Origin of the sequence: Nocardioides hankookensis, assembly GCF_042658885.1 — a bacterium.
GTDB classification, from domain to species: Bacteria; Actinomycetota; Actinomycetes; order Propionibacteriales; family Nocardioidaceae; genus Nocardioides; species Nocardioides hankookensis.
The window spans coordinates 303,310-324,179 of the sequence record NZ_JBHSRJ010000001.1; the positions used below are offsets into that span (position 1 = coordinate 303,310).

Consider the following 20,870-nt stretch of genomic DNA (forward strand, 5'->3'; position numbering starts at 1 on the left):
CCATGACTTCCGATTCTGCGGACATGCCCAGAAGGTGTCCCGTCGGGACGGGCTCGAAACGTGGGCGACCCCACGTGTCCGGCTACCCTCGCCGGGTGACCACTCTCGCGGACTTCAAGGCCACCGGCATCGACGGCACCGAGGTCGACCTCGCGGCGTACGACGGCGAGGTGGTGCTGATCGTCAACACCGCCTCGCAGTGCGGCTTCACGCCGCAGTACCAGGGGCTGCAGAAGCTCCAGGACGACTTCGCCGGGCAGGGATTCTCGGTGCTCGGCTTCCCGTGCGACCAGTTCGGTCACCAGGAGCCGGGCGACGAGGCCGAGATCCAGGGGTTCTGCGAGCGCAACTTCGGGGTGACCTTCCCGCTCTTCTCCAAGATCGACGTGAACGGCGACGAAGCGCACCCGCTCTTCCGGTGGCTGCGCTCGGAGAAGCGCGGGCTGCTCGGGAGCGACAAGGTGAAGTGGAACTTCACGAAGTTCCTGGTCGCCCGCGACGGCCGCGTGGTCGCGCGCTACGCGCCGACCACGAAGCCCGAGAAGATCGCGGGCGACCTGGAGCGCTACCTGACGCGGTAGCCCCGCACCCAGCCGTGCCGGATGGCCCGGTGGTAGCGGTGCTTGACCTTGATCCCGACCTTCACCCGCGCACCGGAGTGGACCCGGTAGGCCCGAGTGCCGATCACGGTCCGCACCGCGCGGTGCCCGGGCTTGGCGACCTTCGCCGTCAGGCGCAGCGTGCCGGTGCAGACGTCGGCCGACGAGGCGCACCGGATGGTGACGGTCGCCGCCTTGCCCTTGGTGCCGACCGCGAGCGTCGAGGCCAGCGGAGCCGCGTGCGCCGCGAAGCCGGCGGTCCCGGCCGCGACCGTGAGGTCCGCGGTGACGGTGTCGGAGTTGTCCGACGTGTCCGGGTCGTAGGTCGTGGACGCGACCGTCGCCGTGTTCGTCAGCGTGAGCGACTCGGAGAGCGCCGGGCCGGTCCGGATCGCGAGGCACTCGAGGTCGAGCGTCACGTCCACCGCGTGACCGGTCGTGTTGAGCAGCCGGAAGTCACGGTTGATCGGCTGCGGCTCGTGGCCGAGCACCAGCACGCCGGAGGGCAGGTCGTACGTCGCGACGATGCCCTTGTAGCCGTCCGGGCAGGTCACCCGCTGCACGCTCTCGCCGTCGGGCACCGACACCACACGGACGACGTGCTCGAAGGCGAGGTCGTGCTGGTGGGCCGGGGAGCCGCCCGCCGCGGTCCGGGTCTGGAGACCCCGGAGGCTGAGGGTGGCCTGGGCCGGGCTCGTCACGTCGAGCGTGAACTTCCAGCCGCCGGACACCGGCTCGGACGCGGCCACGGTGGCGCGGCCGCTCGTGACCTCGATGCCCGGAGCGACACCGCGGGTCCCGGTCGCCACCGGGACCGTCACGTCGTGCCGGCCGACCGTCAGGGTGCCGGTCGCGACGGTCTGGAGCGCGCCCACGGTGATCGCGTGCGCGTGGCCGTCGACGACCGTCGTCTGGGCGGCCACGCAGGTGCCGAAGAGCTTCACCTGCGCCTGGCCGGCCGTCGTGTTGCTCACCACGAAGTGGTACGTCGACAGCGCGCTGGACCGGGCCTGGCCGACGACGACGTCCGCCTTGGTGCCCGTGCCCTGGTCGACGCTCATCACCTCGACGGCACCGTCGGTCATGGTCGCGCCGTTCGCGCAGCTGAGGTCCTGGGTCCGGGTCTCGCCGGGCTGCAGCGAGACGTACTGCTCGACCTTGGACACGTCGACCTGGTGGTCGTGGGTGTCGGTGGCCGGGACGGCCGGGGTGCCCTTGGCCTTCGTCGTGATCGTGACGGTGCGCACCGCGCCGGGGGCCAGCGCGCCGAACGCGCAGGTCACGGTGCCGGATGCCTGGGTGCAGGCTGCGGGGGTGACCGACACGAAGGTGACGCCGTTCGGCAGCGGGTCGGTGACCGTCGCGTTCTGCGCGGTGGAGGGCCCGTCGTTGCGGACGACGAGGGTGTAGACGACGGTGTCGCCGCCCTCGAACGCCGCGCCGTTGACCGTCTTGACGACCGACAGGTCCGCGACCGAGGTGACCGGGATGGTCACCGAGTCGTGGTTGTTGGACGGCACCGTGTCGGGCGTCGTGGTGGTGACGTCGACGGCGTTGGTCGCCGAGCCGGTCCGCGCCGGGTCGACCTGGACGGTGACGTGCACCGTCCGGGTGTCGCCGGGGTTGAGCGTCCCGTAGGAGCAGGTGATGTCCTGCCCGACGGTCGCGCAGTTCGCCGGGTCGTCGACCGACACCGGGTGCAGGTACGACGGGAGGCTGTCGGTCAGGGTCGACGCGAGCGCGTCGGACGGACCGACGTTGGTGGTGGTCAGGGTGTAGACGACCTGCTCGCCGGCGACGACCGTCGTCTTCGACGCGGTCTTGGTGACCTGCAGGTCCGTCTTCGTCCCGACCACCAGCGAGCCGGTGTCGGTCTTGTCGGCCGGCACCTCGTCGGCGTGCGTGGACGCCGTGTTGGTGAGCGTGGTGCCGGTCGCGACACCGGAGCCGACGTGCACGAGGACGGTGATCGTCGCCGAGCCGCCCGGCGCGAGCGTGCCGAGCGTCCAGTCGATCGTCGAGCCCGCCGCCGTCCCGCTCGGCGAGCTGCTGACGTAGGTCAGGCCGGCGGGCAGGACGTCGTGCAGCACGACGCCGTGCGCCGTGGCGTGCGTGTCGGTGTTGGTGACCTTGATGGTGAAGGTCGAGTCCTCACCGGCGGTCGCGGCGCCGTTGTCGGGGGTCTTGGCGATCGACAGGTCCGGCTTCGCCACGGTCAGCGTGACCGTCGACTGGGGGCCGGTGTACTGCCGCCAGGGGTTGGCGGCGTCGGCCGCGCGCTCGCTGCTCGAGGCGCCCCAGTACGTCGGGACCGCGGCGGTGTTCTTGATCTGGTCACCGGCGCCCAGTGCGGTCGCGGGCTTCACCTTCGCCGTGTAGGTGAAGGTGACGCTGTCCCCGGCCGCGATCGGTCCCGCGACGAACCAGGCCAGGTCGGGGTCACCGGCGGTCCAGCCGTCGGTGCTCTGCGCGGCGCCGCCGACGAGCGTGACGTCGGTCAGCTCGCTGTCGGGCTGGTCGGTGACCGTCACGTCGTACGCCGGCCAGGTGCTGGTGTTGGTGACCTTCACCGTGTAGGTGACCGTGTCGGCGCCCTCGACGTACGGGCCCTTGTCCGCCGACTTCGCGATGGTGAGGCTCGGCTCCCGCACCGCGGTGGTGGCGCTCGCCGGGCCGACGCTGTCGGAGTACGTCGCCGCGACGGCCGCGGGGGCAGCCGGGAGGGTGTCGGTGCGGTTGGTGCGCACCCGCGCCTGGTTGGTGTAGCTCACCGGGGCGGTGACCGCGCCGCCACCGCGCTTGGTGGCGAGCACGTGGCCCTTGAGCACCAGGGTGTAGGTCCGCTGCTGCGCCGCCGGGGCGAGGTCGCCCAGGAACCAGGCGGCCTGCTGGCTGGTGCCGCTCGTCGTCTGCGGGAAGGTGCTGACGGCCGGGTCGGTGCCGGGGCAGCCCGCGGTGCAGGTGATCGCGCCGTACCCGTCGAAGGCGAGGCCGTCGGGGATGGTGTCGACGACCGTCGTGTCCCAGTAGCGGACGTTCGCCGGGATCGTCACCCCGATGGTCCAGGTGAGCGAGCTGCCGACGGTCGCAGTGGCCTTGTCGACGCCCTTGGTGACACCGGGCAGCACCACCGACAGCGTCCGCTCGGCGGTCGCGTCGTAGTCGCCGGCGGTCGGGGCCGTCGAGGCCGGGGTCCGGACGCCGACGGCGGTCGGGAGGCTGGTCGAGGTCGCCAGCACGGTGTTCTTGTACGCCGTGCCACCGACCGCGGGGCTCTCGACCTGCACCGTGTAGGTGAAGGACTTCGTCGCACCCGGGGCCAGCGACGCGAGCGTCCAGGTGATGGTGCGCGCCGCGGCGTTCCAGGTGCCGCCGTCGTTGATGGTCACCGGCTCGGTGCCCGCCGGCACGGTGTCGACGACGACCAGGTCGTGCGCGGTGGAGACGTTGGCCGCGCTCGAGTTGCTCACCGAGACCGTGAACGACTTGGTCTCACCGGGGGAGACGACGGTCGAGCCGGCGTTGGTCTTGCTCGCCGTGATCGAGGGCTCGACGATCGTGGTCCCGACCGCGCCGGTGCGCGTGTGGGCGCCGCCGTCCTGGTCGGTGTAGGCCAGGGTCGCGGTGTTGCCCAACGACTGGCCGCGGTAGTTCGCCGCGACGTCGAGGACCTTGGCTTGGAAGGTCATCACGAGGACGCCGTCGGTCGCGGCCGGCGCGGCGTACGTCGCCGGCAGGGTGGCGAGCACGGTGTTGGCCGGCGACTCGGTGACGCCGCCGAACGCTGCGCCGTCGAGGGTGCAGCCGCTGACGCACAGCGATCCCGGCACCAGGGTCATCCGCGCGCCGAGCGGGTCGGTGACCTTGCCGCCGTACACCGTCGTGCCCTTCGGGATCGTCGTCGTGACCGTGTAGGTCACCACCTCGCCGATGGTGGCCTGCGCGGCGCTGTTACCGCCCTCGGTGACCGACGTGGTCCGCGTCTTGGTGACCGCGGCGTCGCGGGTGTGGACCGCCTCGGTCGCCTCGGCCGCCGGCATGTTGGGCGTCGGGAGCGAGGGGTCGTTGACCGTCGTGTTGGCCGGCACCAGCTGGTACGGCGTGCCGTCGTTGGCGACGTACGCCCACTCCACGACGCCGACGTGGTTGGTGTAGGTCACACCCGGGCTGACGTCGGACGGCACGGTGAGCGTGTAGGTCAGGTCGTGCGTCGCCGCAGCGGCGACGTCGATCCCGGTCCACGTGATCCGGCCGGCGGTGCAGGAGCCGCTGTCGCTGATCGTGCTGATGTCGGAGCAGGTGATCCCGGTGGGCAGCACGTCCCAGACGCGGGCGTCCTCGGCGGGCGCCGTACCGGTGTTCGTGACGCCGACGGTGTAGTGGACGGCCTGGCCGGCGTCGACCTCGTCGTCGTCGGCGGTCTTGGTGACGCCGAGCTCGGGGAGCCTCAGCTGGAAGTCGACCTTGTCGCGCAGCGTGAAGGCCTTGCCGGCGGTGTTCTGGTACGAGAACTTCTGGAGGTTGCCCTCGACGTCGCCCGAGTGGTGCCCGGACGGCGAGCCGACGGTGGTCTTCAGCGTGACCTCGAAGACCTGGCTGCCGGCGTCGACGTCGGTGCCGCCGTCGCCGATCTGCCAGCTCAGCCGGCCGTCCGTGTCGTCGGCGGTGTCGTCGAAGGTGCCGATCGGCAGGGTGTTGTTGACGGTCGCGTGCCACGAGCCCGGCACGTAGCTCAGCGTCTTCGGCAGCACGTCGAAGACGTCCTGGCTGAACGTGTCGAGGTGGCTCGGGAAGGTCAGCCGCAGCTTCCAGCAGACGAGGTCGCCGGGGCCGTACGTCGGCACGGTCTTGCCGTAGTCGGCCGCGACCAGGTCGTTGCAGTTGCCACTGGCGGGGTACGTCGCGGCGACCTGCTTGAGGATCGCCGGGCCGTCGGCGGCCTTGCCCGACTGCGAGACGTCGAAGTCGAGCTCGCCGTCGGTCTCGTCGTGGTCGATCTTGTAGCCGTCCGAGCCCTCGATGACCCAGTCGACGCCCTCGGCGGCGATGTTGTTGGCGACCGCATCCCGCGACAGCACGGGAGTGCCGTCCTGGAAGCCGGACTGGTAGTTGGCGCGGGTGCGCGTCCAGAAGGTCAGCTGCCGGGTGGCGCTGGGCGCGAGGTGTGCCAGGGCCGGGAAGGTCGACTCGTCCCAGACGAGCGCGAAGGTGCCGTTCGACTGCTCGTCGACCGAGGTGTACGGCTGGCTCGGCAGCTTGCCCGCGGTCGGGGCGCACTCCGCGTCGGAGGCGCTGTTGCCGGTCGTGAGGTTGGTGGTGCCCAGCGGGCACAGGCCGTTGGGGACGGTGTCGCGGATGACGACGTGATCGACGTAGCGGTACTCCGAGACCTGGAGGTCGACGGTCCACTTCGTCAGGTCGCCCTGCTCGAGCCCGTTGTTGTCGTTGCTCTTCTGGATCGCGATGTCCTCGGCGGTGCGCAGCAGCGTGCCCTCGTCCGAGACGGCCTTGGCGCCGTTGACCGACGACTGGTACGTGCCGGCCGCGACCGCGCCGTTGAGCAGCGGCTGCTCGTCGTAGGTCTCCGGACCGGAGTTGTTGTCGAGGTTCGAGGTCTGGGCGCCGGTGGTGGCGGGGGTCGCCCCGGGCCAGGTCATCGTGTTCTCGCGGATCGGGATCGCCGCGGCGTACCGGATCGTCTTGACCTGGTTGGGCGCGAACGTGCCCGGGTGCGTCCAGCGCACGTGGGTGTAGACGCCGGCGTCCAGCGGGCCGCTGCCGTCGGGGTCGGTGTCGACCGTCTCGACGAGGACCGGGTCGACGCAGCCCTCGGCGACGGTCGGGTGGGACACCACGATCGGGCCGGACCCGGCGTACTCCTCGCCGGCGCTGTGGTCGGGGGTCGCGGCGCAGCCGAGGAACTCGAGGCCGGCCGGCAGGTAGTCGTCCACCGTCACGCCGGTGGTCGGGTTGACCTCGTTGTTGGTGATCGTGAGCGTGTAGACGGTCTGGTGGTCGTGCACGCCGCGCGGGATCTCGCCCTCGGGGTGCGGCTCGGACTTCCGGATCTGGATCGCGGTCAGCTGCGTCGTGGTGCTCTTCTCGGCCCAGCCGGTGTAGCTGCCCGCGCCGCTCTGGGGGACGCCGAGCGCGCTGAAGTCGGCCTCGTCGCGGGGGTCGAGCGAGATGTAGGCGCCCATGTCGATCGGGATCACGTCGCCGACGTCGTACCTGGGCGTGCCGGCGGAGCCGGTGTCGTTGTAGGCGACCTCGAAGGCCAGCGTGTGGCTGGCGTTCGCGACCAGGTCGTAGGTGTTCGGCCAGATCAGGGTGGTCCTGCCGGTGGTCGGCGCGTCGGCGAGCACCGTCGGCTCGCCCGCCTCCTCGCCGGCGGAGCCACCGACGTACGACGTGCCTGCGGGCAGCACGAAGCGGTAGGCGAGGTTGTAGCCCTTGGGTGCGCCGGAGGGGAGCGACGCGGTGAGGGCGACGGGGACGTTGCGGCCGTAGAGGACCGACGCGTCCGGCCCGCCGGCGAGCTGGATCGCCGGGGTCGACACCGGCGGCGCGGCCGAGGCCGGCGCCGAGACGGCCAGCGTCGTGCCGAGCGCGAGCGTGCTGCCGATCAGGCTCAGCACCATCACGTGGACGAGAGACGGACGTCGACGCGCGCGCGCCAGGACACCGTTCATTGGGCAGGCCCCCCCTGCTCAGCACCGCCCGAACGGTGTGTTTCCTGCTGGTGCCCCCCTTTGCCCGAACACGGCCCAGCCTTCCCAGTGTGGCGGGTCGCGCCGTGATATGTGCAGTTTCAACCGGAAATGGCGCGAGCTGGTCTGGTCCGAGGACCAGACCAGCTCGGCTCGGCTGGGTCGCTACCGGGTCAGACCCGCACCGACTCCTCGTCGTCGAGGTCCGCCATGTCCTCCTCGAGCGGGCGCCCGATGAGGTGGGCGCGCTGGAGCTTCTCGCCCTCGACGTCGACGTTCGGCAGGATCCGGTCGAGCCACGTGGGCAGCCACCAAGCCTTCTCGCCGAGGAGGTAGAGCAGCGCCGGGATGAGCACCATCCGGACGATGAAGGCATCGAACACGACGGCCGCGGCCAGGGCGAAGCCCATGGACTTGGCGATCGCGTCGTCCTGGAGCATGAACGCCGCGAACACGGCGGTCATGATCGTCGCCGCCGCCGTGACGACCCGGGCGCTGTTGCGGAACCCGTCGACGACCGCCTCGCGGGTCGACATGCCGTGGACGTGCGCCTCGCGCATCCGGGAGACGAGGAAGACCTGGTAGTCCATCGCGAGCCCGAAGACCACGCCGATCAGGAAGATCGGCATGAAGCTCACGATCGGCTGGCCCTCCATCAGGCCGAAGGTGCCCTCCTGGAAGATCAGCACCGTCGCGCCCAGCGTGGCGAGCACGCTGAACAGGAACCCGATGGTCGCGGTGAGCGGCACCAGGATCGAGCGGAAGACGATCATCAGCAGGATGAACGCCAGCCCGATCACGATGGCCAGGTAGATCGGCAGCGCGTCGCTGAGCCGCTCGGACACGTCCGTCTGGATCGCGGTCTGGCCGGTGATGCCGATGTCGGTGCCGGTCTGCTGCTGGATCGCGGACTGGCCGTCGCGGAGGTCCTTCAGCAGGTCCTCGGTGGCGGTGTCGTCCGGGCCGGACGACGGCGTGATCCGCACGAGCGCACCGGTCGCCGGCGTCGTGACGTTGCCGTCCTCGTCGCGTACGGCGTTGGTCGCGACCACCTGGGCGTTCGCGACGTCGTCCTGGCTGCCCGCCCAGTCGGCGACGTCCTTGAAGGCCTGCCCCCGGGCGTCGTCGTCCGCGATGTCGCGGCCGTCGACCACCGCGAGCAGCGGGCCGAGGCTCCCGGAGCCGAACGCGTCGGACATCAGGTCGGACGCCTTGCGCTGCGTGGTGTCGGTCGACGCGGTGCTGTCGGTCGGGAACGCGAGGTGCAGGTCCTTGAGCGGGATGGCGAGGGCGCCGAGGCCGACGACCACCAGCAGGGCCAGCGCGACCGGGCGCTTGCCGACGAAGCGGGCCCACCGGACACCGTTGTTGAGGATGTGGCCGTCCTCGTCGCGCTTCGGCTGGTAGCGGCGGACGCTGCCGCCGAAGGCCTTCGACTTGAGCATGCCGAGGATCGCCGGCAGCAGGGTCAGGGCGACCAGGACGGCGATGAGCACCGTCGCGGCGGCCGCGAGGCCCATGGCGGTGAGGAACGGGATGCCGACGACGGAGAGCGCCGACAGTGCGATCAGCACGGTCAGGCCGGCGAACACGACCGCCGAGCCCGCCGTACCCACGGCGATGCCGACCGCTTCCTCGCGGTCGTCGGTGTGGTGCAGCTCGGTGCGGTAGCGGGCCAGGATGAAGAGCGTGTAGTCGATGCCGACCGCCAGGCCGATCATCGTCGCGAGGATCGTGGTGCTGGAGCTGACGTCCATGAAGGCGGTCAGGGCCGTGATGCCGGTGAGCCCGACTCCGAGGCCGAAGACGGCGCTGAGGATGGGCAGGCCGGCGGCCACGAACGAGCCGAAGGTGAGCAGCAGGACGACGAGCGCGATCGCGATGCCGATGAGCTCGGAGGCGCCGCCACCCATCTCCTGGGTCTGCGAGCCGGAGCCGTTGGCCTCGACCGTGAGGCCGGCGTCGCGGGCCTGGTCCATGACGTCGGTGAGGGCGTCGATGGTCGCGGGCTCCACGTCGGCGACGCTGTCCACGTCGAAGGTGAAGCTGATGGTGCCGACCCGGCCGTCCTCCGACAGCGGGGAGAGCGCCTGCGCGTTGGCACGCGCCTCGGACGGCGGCGTACCGCTCTGCTCCGCGGCGTCGAGGATCTGCTGGGTCTGGGTCTTCGCGGCCTCGACCGGGTTGGCCAGCGGGGCGTCGGCCGCCATCTGCGGCAGGTCACCCAGGTCGGCGACCAGGGTGTCGACGGCCTTGGTGTACGTCGGCTCGTCGAGGGTGTGACCCTTCGGCGCGGCGACCACGACGGTGACCGAGGCCTCGTCGAGGGCGTCGGCGGAGCCCGGGAAGAGCTCGGACTGGAGGTCTGCGGCCTTCTCGGACGGGATGCCCGGGATGGTGAACGCGTCGCTCATGGGCTTGGAGAAGCCGGCGGCGACGGTGATGACTGCGATGAGCAGCACCAGCCAGCCGGCGATGAAGAACGGCCAGCGCCGGTAGGCGGTCTTGCCGAGTCGGTGGAGCAGGGTGGCCATGGGTGGGCTCCTGTGAGGTTGATCGGGTGGTCGGGTGGGTGGTCAGGCGAAGAGGGAACGGGCCTCGGTGAGGTAGAGGTCGAACAGCTCGTCGAGCGGTCGGTCGCCCCCCTCGAGGAAGGTCGTGAGGGCGGAGTCGAAGAGGGCCCCGATGATGCGGACCGCGAGGCGGGCGCGGTCGGTGCCGAACGCCGCCCCCTCGCGCTCCAGGATCAGTGCGGTGAAGTCGTCGGTGATCTGGTCGAAGCGCTGGTGGGCGGCGGCGAGGACCCGGTCGTTGCTCGCGAGGACGCGGCGGCTGAGCACCATCGCGTCCCGGTCGGGCTCCTTGACCGAGAGCAGCGCCTTGGCGAGCGCGCCGAGGTCCTCGATCAGCGAGCCGTGCGGCCCGCCCGCGTGGAAGGTGGCGAGGGCCGCCTCCGGCAGCTCGGGGATGGTGCCGAGCACGGCGTCGAGCTTGCTCGGGAAGTAGTTGAAGAGGGTGCGCCGCGAGACCTCGGCCGCGTCGGCCAGCTCGTCCATCGTGAAGCCGTCGAGCCCGTGCGCGTCGGTGAGGCGCTGGGCGCACATGGAGATGCGGTGGCTGGTCTCCCAGCGCTTCTGCTCCCGCAGGCCAATTGCACTCTCGGTCATAGAGTGCATTCTTGCACTATCAATTAAGAAGTGCAAAAATGTGGCGGCCGTCACACGACGCTCGGGGAGTGATGACAGGGATAGGCGGCGCCGACTTGCCGGTAACCGAGGGCCGGGAGGAAGGTCGGAGCATGGCCGCCACCACCTCGTCGTACTCGATCACCATGCGCCTGCACACCGCGCCGGACCACGGGATCGTCGGGGCGGTCGCGACGGCCATCGCCCAGGCCGGCGGGATCGTCACGGCGATCGACGTCGCGGAGTCCAGCCACGAGCGGCTCGTGGTCGACGTGACCTGCTCGGCCAGCGACGCCGACCACGCGAAGCTGGTCGAGGCCGCGGTCGACGCTCTCGACGACGTGAAGGTCTACAAGACCAGCGACCGGACCTTCCTGCTGCACCTCGGCGGCAAGATCGAGGTGACCTCGAAGGTCCCGTTGCGCAACCGCGATGACCTGTCGATGGCCTACACCCCCGGCGTCGGGCGGGTGAGCATGGCGATCGCCGAGCACCCCGAGGACGTGTGGCGGCTGACGACGAAGGGCAACACGGTCGCGGTCGTCACCGACGGCTCCGCGGTGCTCGGGCTCGGCAACATCGGTCCCGGCGCGGCGATGCCGGTGATGGAGGGCAAGGCCGCGCTGTTCAAGCGGTTCGCCAACATCGACGCCTGGCCGATCTGCCTGGACACCCAGGACACCGACGAGATCGTGCGCGCGGTCGAGCTGATCGCCCCGGGCTTCGGCGGCATCAACCTCGAGGACATCGCCGCGCCGCGGTGCTTCGAGATCGAGGCCCGGCTGCGCGAGAGCCTCGACATCCCGGTCTTCCACGACGACCAGCACGGCACCGCGATCGTCGTCCTCGCCGCCCTCACCAACGCGCTGCGCGTGGTGAAGAAGTCGCTCGACTCGGTGCGGGTGGTGGTCTCCGGCGGTGGCGCGGCCGGCACCGCGATCGTCACCCTGCTCCTCGCGGCCGGCGTCACCGACGTCGTGGTCGTCGACCGCTCCGGTGCGCTCTCGGCCGACGACGACACGCTCTCGCCGATGCACACCCAGCTCGCCGCGGTCACCAACCCGCGCCGGGTCACCGGTGACCTGCACACCGTGCTCGCCGGCGCCGACGTCTTCATCGGGGTCAGTGCCCCCGGCGTGCTCAAGCCCGAGTGGATCGAGGAGATGGCCTCGGACGCGGTCGTCTTCGCGCTGGCCAACCCGGACCCCGAGGTCGACCCCGCCGAGGCCGACAAGTACGCCGCGGTCGTCGCGAGCGGTCGGTCGGACTACCCGAACCAGATCAACAACGTGCTCGCGTTCCCCGGCGTCTTCCGCGGCCTCCTCGACGCCCGTGCCTCCCAGGTGACCATCGACATGCTGCTGCGCGCGGCCGACGCGATCGCGCACGTGGTCAAGGACGACGAGCTCAACCCGAACTTCATCATCCCCAGCGTCTTCCACCCCGACGTCCCGAAGGCCGTGGCCGCCGCCGTCAGCGGCGAGGCGTAGTCAGACCCGACGCGGCCACCAGAACCGGTCGCCGAGGGCGAGGGCGAGGGCGGGCACCAGGACGGTGCGCACGAGCAGCGTGTCCAGCAGGACGCCCACGCAGATCACGGTGCCGATCTGGGCGAGCACCACGAGCGGGAGCACGCCGAGCACGGCGAAGACCGCCGCCAGCAGGATGCCGGCACTGGTGATGACGCCGCCGGTGGCGGTGAGTGCCCGCAGCATCCCCTCCCGGCTGCCGTGCCCGACCGACTCCTGGCGGGCGCGGGTGACGAGGAAGATGTTGTAGTCGACGCCGAGCGCCACCAGGAAGATGAACGAGAAGAGCGGCACGTGGACGTCGATCGCGTCGAAGCCGAGCGGCCCGGTGAAGATCCACCACGAGGCGCCCATCGCGGCGCCGTAGGTCGCGAGCACGGTCGCCACGAGCAGCAGCGGCGCGACGACGGAGCGGAGCAGGACCAGCAGCGCGCCGAGCACGAGTGCCAGGACGAGGGGGAGGATCAGCAGCCGGTCGCGTTGCGTGGCGTCGCGCTCGTCCATCGCCTCGGCCTCCGAACCGCCGACGTGCGTGTCGTCGTACGCCGCCACCCGGTCGCGCAACCTCTCGATCGTCTGCTGAGCGGCCTCCGAGCCGGGGTCCGCGGAGAGGATCACGTCGACCTCCGCGATGCCGTTGCCCTGGGGACCCTCGGTCGCGCGTTCGACGCCGTCGGTCCCCTGCGCCGTCGCCAGCACGCGGGCCGGGTCGTCGCGGGTGAGCACCTGGGTCGGGCTGGTGAGCCCGGCCGGGAACGACTCGCCGAGCCGCTCGCCGGCCGCGATCGCCTCCGGCTTGTCGAGGAACTGGTCGGCGTCGTCGAGCCCGACCTGCACCTGGAGGCACCCGGCCGCGAGCAGCACGAGGAGCACCAGGGCGCCGCCGATGAAGGCCGCCGGCCGTGCGGCGACCCGGTCGCCGATCCGGCGCCAGGGACCGCGCCCGTCCACCAGGGCGGTGTCACCCACGTGCGGCACCCGCGGCCAGAAGACCCAGCGACCGAAGAGGACGAGGAAGGCGGGCAGCACCAGCATCACGAAGCCGGCCGCCACCACGATGCCGATCGCGCACGCGAGCCCGAGGCCCCGCGTGGTGGGGATCAGCGACAGCAGCAGGGTCAGCAGGCCGAGGAACACCGTGGTCGCGCTGGCCAGGACCGCCTCGGCCGTACGCCGCAGCGCGCGGGCCATGGCCAGGTTGCGCGACGGCGTCGCCTTGAGCTCGTCGCGGTAGCGGGAGATCAGGAGCAGGGCGTAGTCGGTGCCGGCACCGAACACGAGGACGGAGAGGATCCCGGTGGTCGAGCCGTCCCACGCGACGCCGAGCGCGGCCATCACCTGGGTCGCGAAGACGGTGGCCAGGCGGTCGGCGACGGCGACGACGCTGAGCGGGATCAGCCACAGGACGGGGCTGCGGTAGGTCAGGAGCAGGAGCAGGGCGACGACGCACGCCGTCGCGAGCAGCAGCCGGGTGTCGGCGCCGTCGAAGACCGCCGAGAGGTCGGCCGCGATGGCGGCCGGTCCGGTGACCTGGGCGGTGACGCCCTCGGGCGCGCCCGAGGACGCCTGCTCCCGCAGGTCGGCGACGGCATCGTCGGTCGCGGCGTCACTGGTCGCGGACACCGGCACCACGAGCAGGGCCGCGGTGCCGTCCTTCGACGGCACCAGCTCAGCGTCGCCGGCGCCGCCCAGCCGCTCGGCCTGGTCCCTGAGGTCGGCGAGCTGGGCGTCCGAGAGCGTCCCCTCGTCAGCGGTGTAGAGGACGATCGCGACCGACGAGTCGTCCTGCGGCAGCTGGTCGCGCAGCTCGATCGCGTGCGTGCTGTCGGCTCCCCGGGGTGCCGAGTCCGTCGGCGACTGCTCGTGCGTCCCCTCGCCGAGCACGCCCAGCGCGAGCGCGGCGAGCACGAACGACACCAGCGTCACCGCCCACGCCGTACGGCGTCCGGTGATCAGTCCGACGAGTCCGGTCGGGCTGGGAGGATGGTGGTGGTCGCGCGACACGGTGCTTCCCTCCGGCTGCGGTGGCCAATATGATTAAGGAAGTTAGCAACTAACCAAATGAGATACAAATGAGTCCAGTCGACGACCCGGTACCCCCGATCGGCCCTGCCACCAGCTACGCGGAGCAGCTCGTGCAGACCGAGTCGCTGCAGGCGCTGCGGGAGGTCATCGACGCCGGCGGCAAGGTGCGGCGCGTCGTGGCGCGGCGAGCGGGGCTCGGCGAGTCCGAGCTGGTCACCCTCCAGCACCTGATCCTGGGCGCCCGCGGTCCCGCGGAGGTGGCGCGGCTCCTGGAGGTCAGCACCGCGGCCTCGACCGGGATCGTCGACCGGCTCGTGTCCCACGGGCACGTCGAGCGGCGTCCGCACCCGGACGACCGACGGCGCACCGACGTGCACGTCACCGAGTCGGGGCGCGAGGAGGTGCTCGGGCTGCTGATGCCGATGTTCGAGGAGCTGGCTCGCCTGGACGCGGAGTTCGACGACGCCGAGCGTGCGGTCGTCGCGCGCTACCTGCGCCGCACGCTCGAGGCGTTCGACGCGGTCATCACGCCTCAGCCGCCGCCTTCGGAGGCGTAGAGCGCGGCGCCGACCACGCCCGCCTTGTTGCGCAGCTGCGCCGGGATGATCTCGGTGCTGATGTCGAGGAGCGGCAGGAACTCGTCGGAGTCCTTGCTCACCCCACCGCCGACCACGAAGAGGTCGGGGGAGAAGAGCATCTCCAGGGTCCGGTAGTACTTCGTGAGCCGCTTCGCCCAGTGCTCCCAGGAGAGGTCCTCGCGGGTGCGGGCGCTGTTGGCCGCTCGCGACTCGGCGTCGTGGCCGTCGATCTCGAGGTGGCCGAGCTCGGAGTTGGGCACCAGGACGCCGTCGTTGACCAGGGCCGAGCCGATGCCGGTGCCGAGCGTGGTGACGATGACGAGGCCGGACCGGCCGCGCGCCGCGCCGTACCGCACCTCGGCGAGGCCGGCGGCGTCCGCGTCGTTGACGACGTGCACGTCGCGCCCGGTCGCCTCGGTGAAGAGCTTGTCGGCGTCGGTGCCGACCCACGACTTGTCGATGTTGGCGGCGGAGTGGACGACGCCGTGGCGCACGACGCCCGGCACCGTGACCCCGACGGCCCCCGTGCAGTCCGGGAACTTGTCCAGCAGCTCGACGAAGATCTCCGCGATCGCCTCGGGCGTGGACTTCTCCGGGGTGCGGACCCGCTCGCGCTCCGCGGCGAAGTCGCCGGTGTCGAGGTCGACGGGGGCGCCCTTGATGCCGGTGCCGCCGAAGTCGATGCCGAAGGGCTGTGCGCTGGCCATGGGTCCAACCTACGACCCGAGCACTGTCTCTACACTCGCCGCATGGCCGGCCAGGAGACCCGCATGCTGCTGCTGGGTGCCGTCGCGCTGTTCGAGCCGGTCAACGGCTACCAGATCCGGCGCGAGCTGCTGTCGTGGCAGGTGGACCGGTGGGCGCACACCAACCCGGGCTCGATCTACCACGGGCTCAGCTCCCTGACGGGCCAGGGACACCTGCGCCGGCACGACCTCCTCGACGCCGGGCGGGAGGTCGCGGTCTACGAGCTGACGGCGGAGGGGCGAGCCGAGCTGCGTCGGCTCATGATCGAGGCGCTCGAGACGGTCAACCCCTTCGAGCGCAGCGGCTTCACCGTCGCCTTCTCGATGCTGCCGCTGCTGGACCGCGAGCAGGTGCGCCGCAGCCTGACGAAGCGGCGGGTGGAGCTCGAGCGCACCGTGGCCGAGTTCGGCGAGGCGAAGCCCGGTGCGGCCCCGCCGCACGCGACCCGTTCGATGCTGCTCTGGCTCGACCTCGCGGTCGCCGAGCTGGCCTGGCTGCGCGAGACGATCGAGGAAGTCGGGTCCGGCGCGCTCGCGTTCGCGCCCGGCGACAACGGCTGGACGCCGCCCGCCGACGACCCGGGCTGGCAGATGAACGCCGACCGCGAGAAGTACCGCGCGCTCCTGGACCGCTGAGCTCGACCGCTGAGGTCAGGACTTCTTGGCCGCTGCCCGCTTGCGCGCCGTACGGCGCGGCTTCACGCGGACCCGTGGATCGCCGCCGTCGGGGTGGTCGACCTCCAGGTAGTCCTGCGCGGCGACGAGCAGCCCGAGGCGGGAGAACCCGTAGTGGCGCGGGTCGAAGGACGCGTGCGCCTTGCCCAGATAGGTGCCGACCATCCCCAGCAGCGACCAGCCGTCGTCCTGCGCCGTGCTGCGGATCGCGCCCTCGAGGATGGGGCGGAGGTCGGGCAGTGCGTCGACCGGCTCGTCGTCCGGCTCGGCCCCCTCTTCCTGGAGCACCTCCAGGAAGATGAACTTGTCGACCGCCGACTGGAGCGCGGCCGGCGTGCGCCGGCGACCCAGGCCGTAGACGGTCTTGCCGGACTCGCGCAGCCGGGTGGCCAGCCGGGTGAAGTCGCTGTCGCTCGACACGATCGCGAAGGCGTCCAGGTTGCCGGAGTAGAGCAGGTCCATCGCGTCGATGATCAGCGCGGAGTCGGTGGAGTTCTTGCCGACGGTGTTGGCGAACTGCTGGATCGGCTGGATCGCGTGCCGGCCGAGCTCGGACTTCCAGCCGGTCAGCTGCTGGGTCGTCCAGTCGCCGTACGCCCGCTTCACGGTGGGTACGCCGTACCGCGCGAGCTCGGCGAGGATCGCGGCGGCGTGCGACGGCGAGATGTTGTCGGCGTCGACGAGGACGGCGAGCCTGGCGGCGGGGTCGGTCACGCGGCCCACCCTAATTCCGGATGCCGTTCGGCGGCCCAGGTGCGACGCTCGACGGGTGCCCACCCAGCTCTCCGCGGCCCGGCACCTCGAGGGCCTGCGCACCGCGATGGTCGCGTTCGTGCGGTACGCCGACCGCGCGGGCCTCGACGCACCCGTCCCCACGCGCGGGGGCTGGACCGTGCGCGACCTGGTCGCCCACCAGGGCCAGGCGCACCGCTCGACGGCGGCCCGGCTGCGGGGTGAGCGGGCCGAGCCGACGGAGCCGGTGACCGGCGATCCGCTCGACTGGCTCCGCGACGGGGCGATCGAGCTGGTCGAGGCGCTCAGCCGGACACCGCAGGACGTGTGGGCGCGGCGGGCCTGCCACCAGACCACGATGAACGCGGTCGACGCACTGGCCGCGGTCTTCGGGCGGCCGCCGGACCCGGCGGAGACCTGGATCGCCGTCGACCTGGCGGTCGACGGCATCGACGACCTGCTCACCGGGCTCCCGACCCCGTCGATGGCGCGGCTGCGCACCGGCGAGGACGCCGTGCTGCTCGTGGCGCCCGACGACGCGCCCGACTGGTGGCTGGTCCGCATCGGGCCGCGCCCGGCTGTGGCGCAGCGGGGCGCCGGTCCGCGTCCCGACGTACCGGCCGTCGACTGGGAGCTCGTCGGTGGTGCCGTCGCGCTCTACCTCGCCTTCTGGGACAGGTCGGCCCGGCCGATGAGTCGCGGCGACCACTCCGGTCCTCCCCAGTGGTCGGCCTGACGGTGGTCGGCTTGACGCGGGCTAGTCAATGTTGAACACTTCTGTTCAAGCTTGAACACATGGGAGAACACATGATCACCGCACGGGGACTCGTGCAGACGTTCCGCACCGGGCGCGGCAAGAACGCGAAGGAGGTCCGTGCCGTCGACGGCGTCGACCTCGACGTGGCGGAGGGCGAGGTCGTCGGCTTCCTCGGGCCCAACGGCGCCGGCAAGACCACGACGCTGCGGATGCTGACGACGCTGCTGCGCCCCACCGCGGGCACCGCGACCGTGGCCGGCTACGACGTCGTCAAGGACTCGGTGCAGGTGCGCCGCAGCATCGGCTACGTCTCGCAGGTGGGAGCGACGTTCTCGGGTGCGTACGCCGGGGACGAGGTCGTCGACCACGGGATGCTCTACGGAATGGCGCGGGCCGACGCCGTACGCCGGGGGCAGGAGCTCTTCGAGCAGCTCCAGCTCGACGGCCTGTGGCGCCGGATGCCGCGCAACATGTCGGGCGGCCAGAAGCGGCGCCTCGACGTGGTGATGGGGCTGATCCACGACCCGTCGCTGGTCTTCCTCGACGAGCCGACGACCGGGCTGGACCCGCAGGCGCGGGCCAACCTCTGGGAGCACATCCAGGGCCTGCGCACGCGCTTCGGCGCCACCGTCTTCCTGACCACGCACTACCTCGACGAGGCGGACGCCCTCGCCGACCGGATCGTGATCATCGACCAGGGCACCATCGTCGCCTCCGACACCGCCGACAACCTCAAGGCCCAGGTCTCGGGCGACCTGGTCGACCTCGAGGTCGCCTCGGCCGAGCAGGTGTCGAGCGCCGCCGAGCGACTCGGCTCCATCGCCACCGGCGTCGAGACCGACGGCCGCCGGGTCCGTGGCCGTGTGCAGCGCGCCGGCCGGGCCGTACCCGGCCTGCTGCGCGACCTCGACGCCGTGGGCGTGGAGCTCGACTCCATCGAGGTGCTCCGCCCGACGCTCGACGACGTCTTCCTGACCCTGACCGGACGCTCGCTCCGCGACGCCGAGACCGCCGACACCACAGCCGACACCACCCCCGACCCCGAGGAGGTCTCGGCATGAGCTTCGTGCGCGAGAGCAACATCGTCTTCCGGCGCCAGATCCGGATGAACCTGCGCAACCCCGCCTGGGTGCTGATCGGGATCATGCAGCCGGTGCTCTACCTGGTGCTCTTCGGGCCACTGCTCAAGCCGCTGGTCTCGGGCTTCGACACCGGCACCGACAACGCGTACACGTTCCTGGTGCCCGGCCTGCTCGTGCAGCTCGGGATGTTCGGGGCGTTCTTCGCCGGCTTCGGGCTCATCGGCGAGTGGCGCGAGGGCGTGATCGAGGCCGAGCGGGTGACGCCGGCCAACCGGTCCGCGCTGCTCGTCGGTCGGCTGATGCGCGACGTCGTCCAGCTCCTCGTGCAGGCGCTGATCCTGGTCGCGCTGGGCTACGCGATGGGGATGCGCGGCGACGCCGCCGGCATCGCGCTCGGCATCCTGATCACGCTGATCGTCGGTGGCGCGTGCGCCGCGGCCTCCAACGCGCTGGCGCTGACCACGAAGAGCGAGGATGTGATGGCGCCGGTCATCAACATCGTGATGATGCCGATCCTGCTGCTCAGCGGGATCCTGCTGCCGATGACGCTCGGCCCGGAGTGGCTCCAGCACCTGAGTGACTTCATGCCGTTCAAGTGGATCGTCGATGCGGTCCGCGACTCCTTCGCGGGCAGCTTCGGCACCTCGTCGGTCCTGTGGGGCACGGTGTGGGCGCTCGTCCTCGCGGCCCTCGGGACCTGGTGGGGCACGGCGACCTTCCGCCGCGAGAACGCCTGAGGTTTACATTCGGGGGCCTCTTGTCAAGACGGTTGACATTTCGTACGGTGTTGTCAACCACCGACAGGAGGCACCTCGGATGTCTGCCATCCCGCACAGCACGGTCGCGACGAGCTCGACCGACGGCTGGAAGGACAAGAAGCGCTACCTCTGGCTGATCGGCCTCGTCGTGCCGTCGCTGGCGTTCATCGGCTACGGGCTGTGGGCGCTGACCGGCTGGGGGATCTGGTTCTGGATCGGCCCGGTCGTGATCCTGGTGGTCGTCCCGGCGATCGACCTGGTCGCGGGCCTCGACCGCTCCAACCCGCCCGACGACGTGATCGAGGCGCTGGAGCAGGACCGCTACTACCGGTGGATCACCTACCTCTTCCTGCCGATCCAGTACGTCGGGTTCGTGGGCGCCATGTGGTCGATCGCCGGTGGCGCCGACCTCTCGACGTTCTCGAAGGTCGGCCTCGCGGTGTCCATCGGCTGCATCGGCGGCATCGGCATCAACACCGCCCACGAGCTCGGCCACAAGCGCGAGGAGAACGAGCGCTGGCTCTCCAAGATCGCGCTGGCGCAGAGCTTCTACGGCCACTTCTACATCGAGCACAACCGCGGTCACCACGTGCGGGTCGCGACCCCGGAGGACCCGGCGAGCTCGCGGTTCGGCGAGAACTTCTACCAGTTCTGGCCGCGCACGGTCGTCGGCTCCCTGCGGTCGGCCTGGCGCATCGAGCAGCGGCGCTACGCCCGCAAGAAGCAGCACCCGTTCCGGATCGGCAACGACGTCCTCAACGCCTGGCTGATGTCGCTGGTCCTCTGGGGTGCGCTGGTCGCCTGGCTGGGCGTCGGGATCCTGCCCTACCTGGTGATCCAGGCGGTCGTCGGCTTCTCGCTGCTCGAGGTCGTCAACTACATGGAGCACTACGGGATGCTGCGCCAGAAGGTCGGCGTCGGCGAGCGGCAGCGCTACGAGCGGGTCGACCCCACGCACTCGTGGAACTCCAACAACATCGCGACCAACGTGCTGCTCTACCACCTCCAGCGGCACAGCGACCACCACGCCAACCCGACCCGGCGCTACCAGTCGCTGCGCGACTTCGAGGAGTCGCCGGTGCTGCCGACCGGGTACGCCGGGATGATCGTGCTCGCCGCCGTCCCCGCCGTCTGGCGCCGGGTGATGGACCCGCGGGTGCTCGCGCACTTCGACGAAGACCTGTCGAAGGCCAACCTGTCGCCGCGCAAGCGGGACAAGATCCTGGCGAAGTACCCGCCGCCCGCCGCGGTGGTTGAGGAGGTTGCGCAGCAACCGTCTCGAAACCCCGTGGGCGCCGACGAGGTGCTGGCCGCCCGATGCCCCGGCTGCAGCTACACCTACCGGGTCGAGCAGGGCGACGAGCACGAGGGCTTCGCGGCCGGTACGGCGTGGGCGGACGTGCCCGACTCGTGGTGCTGCCCCGACTGCGGAGTCCGCGAGAAGGTGGACTTCGTGCCGCTCACCGAGGCCGCAGCCCCGCTGACATGATGGGA

General features: G+C 71.2%; 14 protein-coding genes. 8 read left to right on the forward strand and 6 right to left on the reverse strand.

Translation table 11 applies throughout. The features are described from left to right. Positions 1-95 precede the first annotated feature (95 nt). Entirely contained in the window at positions 96-581 is a 486-nt protein-coding gene (locus ACFPYL_RS01410) for a glutathione peroxidase (RefSeq protein ID WP_379149591.1), read from the forward strand. Here the strand turns inward: ACFPYL_RS01410 and ACFPYL_RS01415 are convergent. The 3 genes from ACFPYL_RS01415 to ACFPYL_RS01425 form a co-directional block, all read right to left on the reverse strand. Then, positions 566-7,291, reverse strand: a complete 6,726-nt coding sequence (locus tag ACFPYL_RS01415; RefSeq protein WP_379149593.1) for an isopeptide-forming domain-containing fimbrial protein — start codon at positions 7,289-7,291, stop codon at positions 566-568. The genes ACFPYL_RS01410 and ACFPYL_RS01415 overlap by 16 nt on opposite strands. 191 nt (positions 7,292-7,482) lie before the next feature. After that, the gene (locus ACFPYL_RS01420) at positions 7,483-9,843 is read right to left on the reverse strand and encodes an MMPL family transporter (protein WP_379149594.1); all 2,361 of its coding nucleotides are present in this window, start codon (positions 9,841-9,843) and stop codon (positions 7,483-7,485) included. 42 nt (positions 9,844-9,885) lie between these two features. Further along, positions 9,886-10,476, reverse strand: coding sequence for a TetR/AcrR family transcriptional regulator (locus ACFPYL_RS01425; protein ID WP_379149596.1), 591 nt, complete (start codon positions 10,474-10,476; stop codon positions 9,886-9,888). Between the two features lie 131 nt (positions 10,477-10,607). Here ACFPYL_RS01425 and ACFPYL_RS01430 point away from each other — a divergent pair, with 131 nt between their 5' ends. Further along, positions 10,608-11,984 (forward strand): NAD-dependent malic enzyme, encoded by a 1,377-nt coding sequence (locus ACFPYL_RS01430; RefSeq protein WP_379149598.1) that lies wholly within the window; start codon positions 10,608-10,610, stop codon positions 11,982-11,984. Here the strand turns inward: ACFPYL_RS01430 and ACFPYL_RS01435 are convergent, their stop codons facing one another. Continuing rightward, positions 11,985-14,027 carry an MMPL family transporter gene (locus ACFPYL_RS01435; RefSeq protein WP_379149600.1) on the reverse strand — a complete coding sequence of 681 codons (2,043 nt, stop codon included), beginning with the start codon at positions 14,025-14,027 and terminating at the stop codon, positions 11,985-11,987. Positions 14,028-14,095: 68 nt separating this feature from the next. On the opposite strand from ACFPYL_RS01435, the gene ACFPYL_RS01440 reads away from it, so the two are divergent. Continuing rightward, positions 14,096-14,605: a MarR family winged helix-turn-helix transcriptional regulator gene (locus ACFPYL_RS01440; protein WP_379149602.1), complete on the forward strand. Its 510-nt coding sequence runs from the start codon at positions 14,096-14,098 to the stop codon at positions 14,603-14,605. Here ACFPYL_RS01440 and ppgK read toward each other — a convergent pair. Further along, positions 14,581-15,333, reverse strand: a complete 753-nt coding sequence (gene ppgK, locus ACFPYL_RS01445; protein WP_379149604.1) for a polyphosphate--glucose phosphotransferase — start codon at positions 15,331-15,333, stop codon at positions 14,581-14,583. The two genes, ACFPYL_RS01440 and ppgK, sit on opposite strands and share 25 nt — an antisense overlap. Before the next feature lie 42 nt (positions 15,334-15,375). Between ppgK and ACFPYL_RS01450 the strand changes: the two genes are divergently transcribed. Further along, on the forward strand, positions 15,376-16,008 hold the full coding sequence (locus ACFPYL_RS01450; RefSeq protein WP_379149606.1) for a PadR family transcriptional regulator: 633 nt from the start codon (positions 15,376-15,378) through the stop codon (positions 16,006-16,008). Between the two features lie 15 nt (positions 16,009-16,023). Here the strand turns inward: ACFPYL_RS01450 and ACFPYL_RS01455 are convergent, their stop codons facing one another. Next, positions 16,024-16,761, reverse strand: a complete 738-nt coding sequence (locus ACFPYL_RS01455; protein WP_379149607.1) for an NYN domain-containing protein — start codon at positions 16,759-16,761, stop codon at positions 16,024-16,026. Positions 16,762-16,816: 55 nt separating this feature from the next. Between ACFPYL_RS01455 and ACFPYL_RS01460 the strand changes: the two genes are divergently transcribed. From ACFPYL_RS01460 to ACFPYL_RS01475, 4 genes are all read left to right on the forward strand, one after another. After that, the gene (locus tag ACFPYL_RS01460) at positions 16,817-17,515 is read left to right on the forward strand and encodes a maleylpyruvate isomerase N-terminal domain-containing protein (protein WP_379149609.1); all 699 of its coding nucleotides are present in this window, start codon (positions 16,817-16,819) and stop codon (positions 17,513-17,515) included. Positions 17,516-17,586: 71 nt separating this feature from the next. Continuing rightward, complete coding sequence (locus ACFPYL_RS01465; protein ID WP_379149611.1) at positions 17,587-18,597, forward strand: ATP-binding cassette domain-containing protein; 1,011 nt, start codon at positions 17,587-17,589, stop codon at positions 18,595-18,597. Beyond that, on the forward strand, positions 18,594-19,355 hold the full coding sequence (locus ACFPYL_RS01470) for an ABC transporter permease (RefSeq protein WP_379149613.1): 762 nt from the start codon (positions 18,594-18,596) through the stop codon (positions 19,353-19,355). The genes ACFPYL_RS01465 and ACFPYL_RS01470 overlap by 4 nt, the downstream gene beginning before the upstream one ends. A 79-nt stretch (positions 19,356-19,434) precedes the next feature. Then, positions 19,435-20,865, forward strand: a complete 1,431-nt coding sequence (locus tag ACFPYL_RS01475; protein WP_379149615.1) for a fatty acid desaturase — start codon at positions 19,435-19,437, stop codon at positions 20,863-20,865. Positions 20,866-20,870 lie beyond the last annotated feature (5 nt).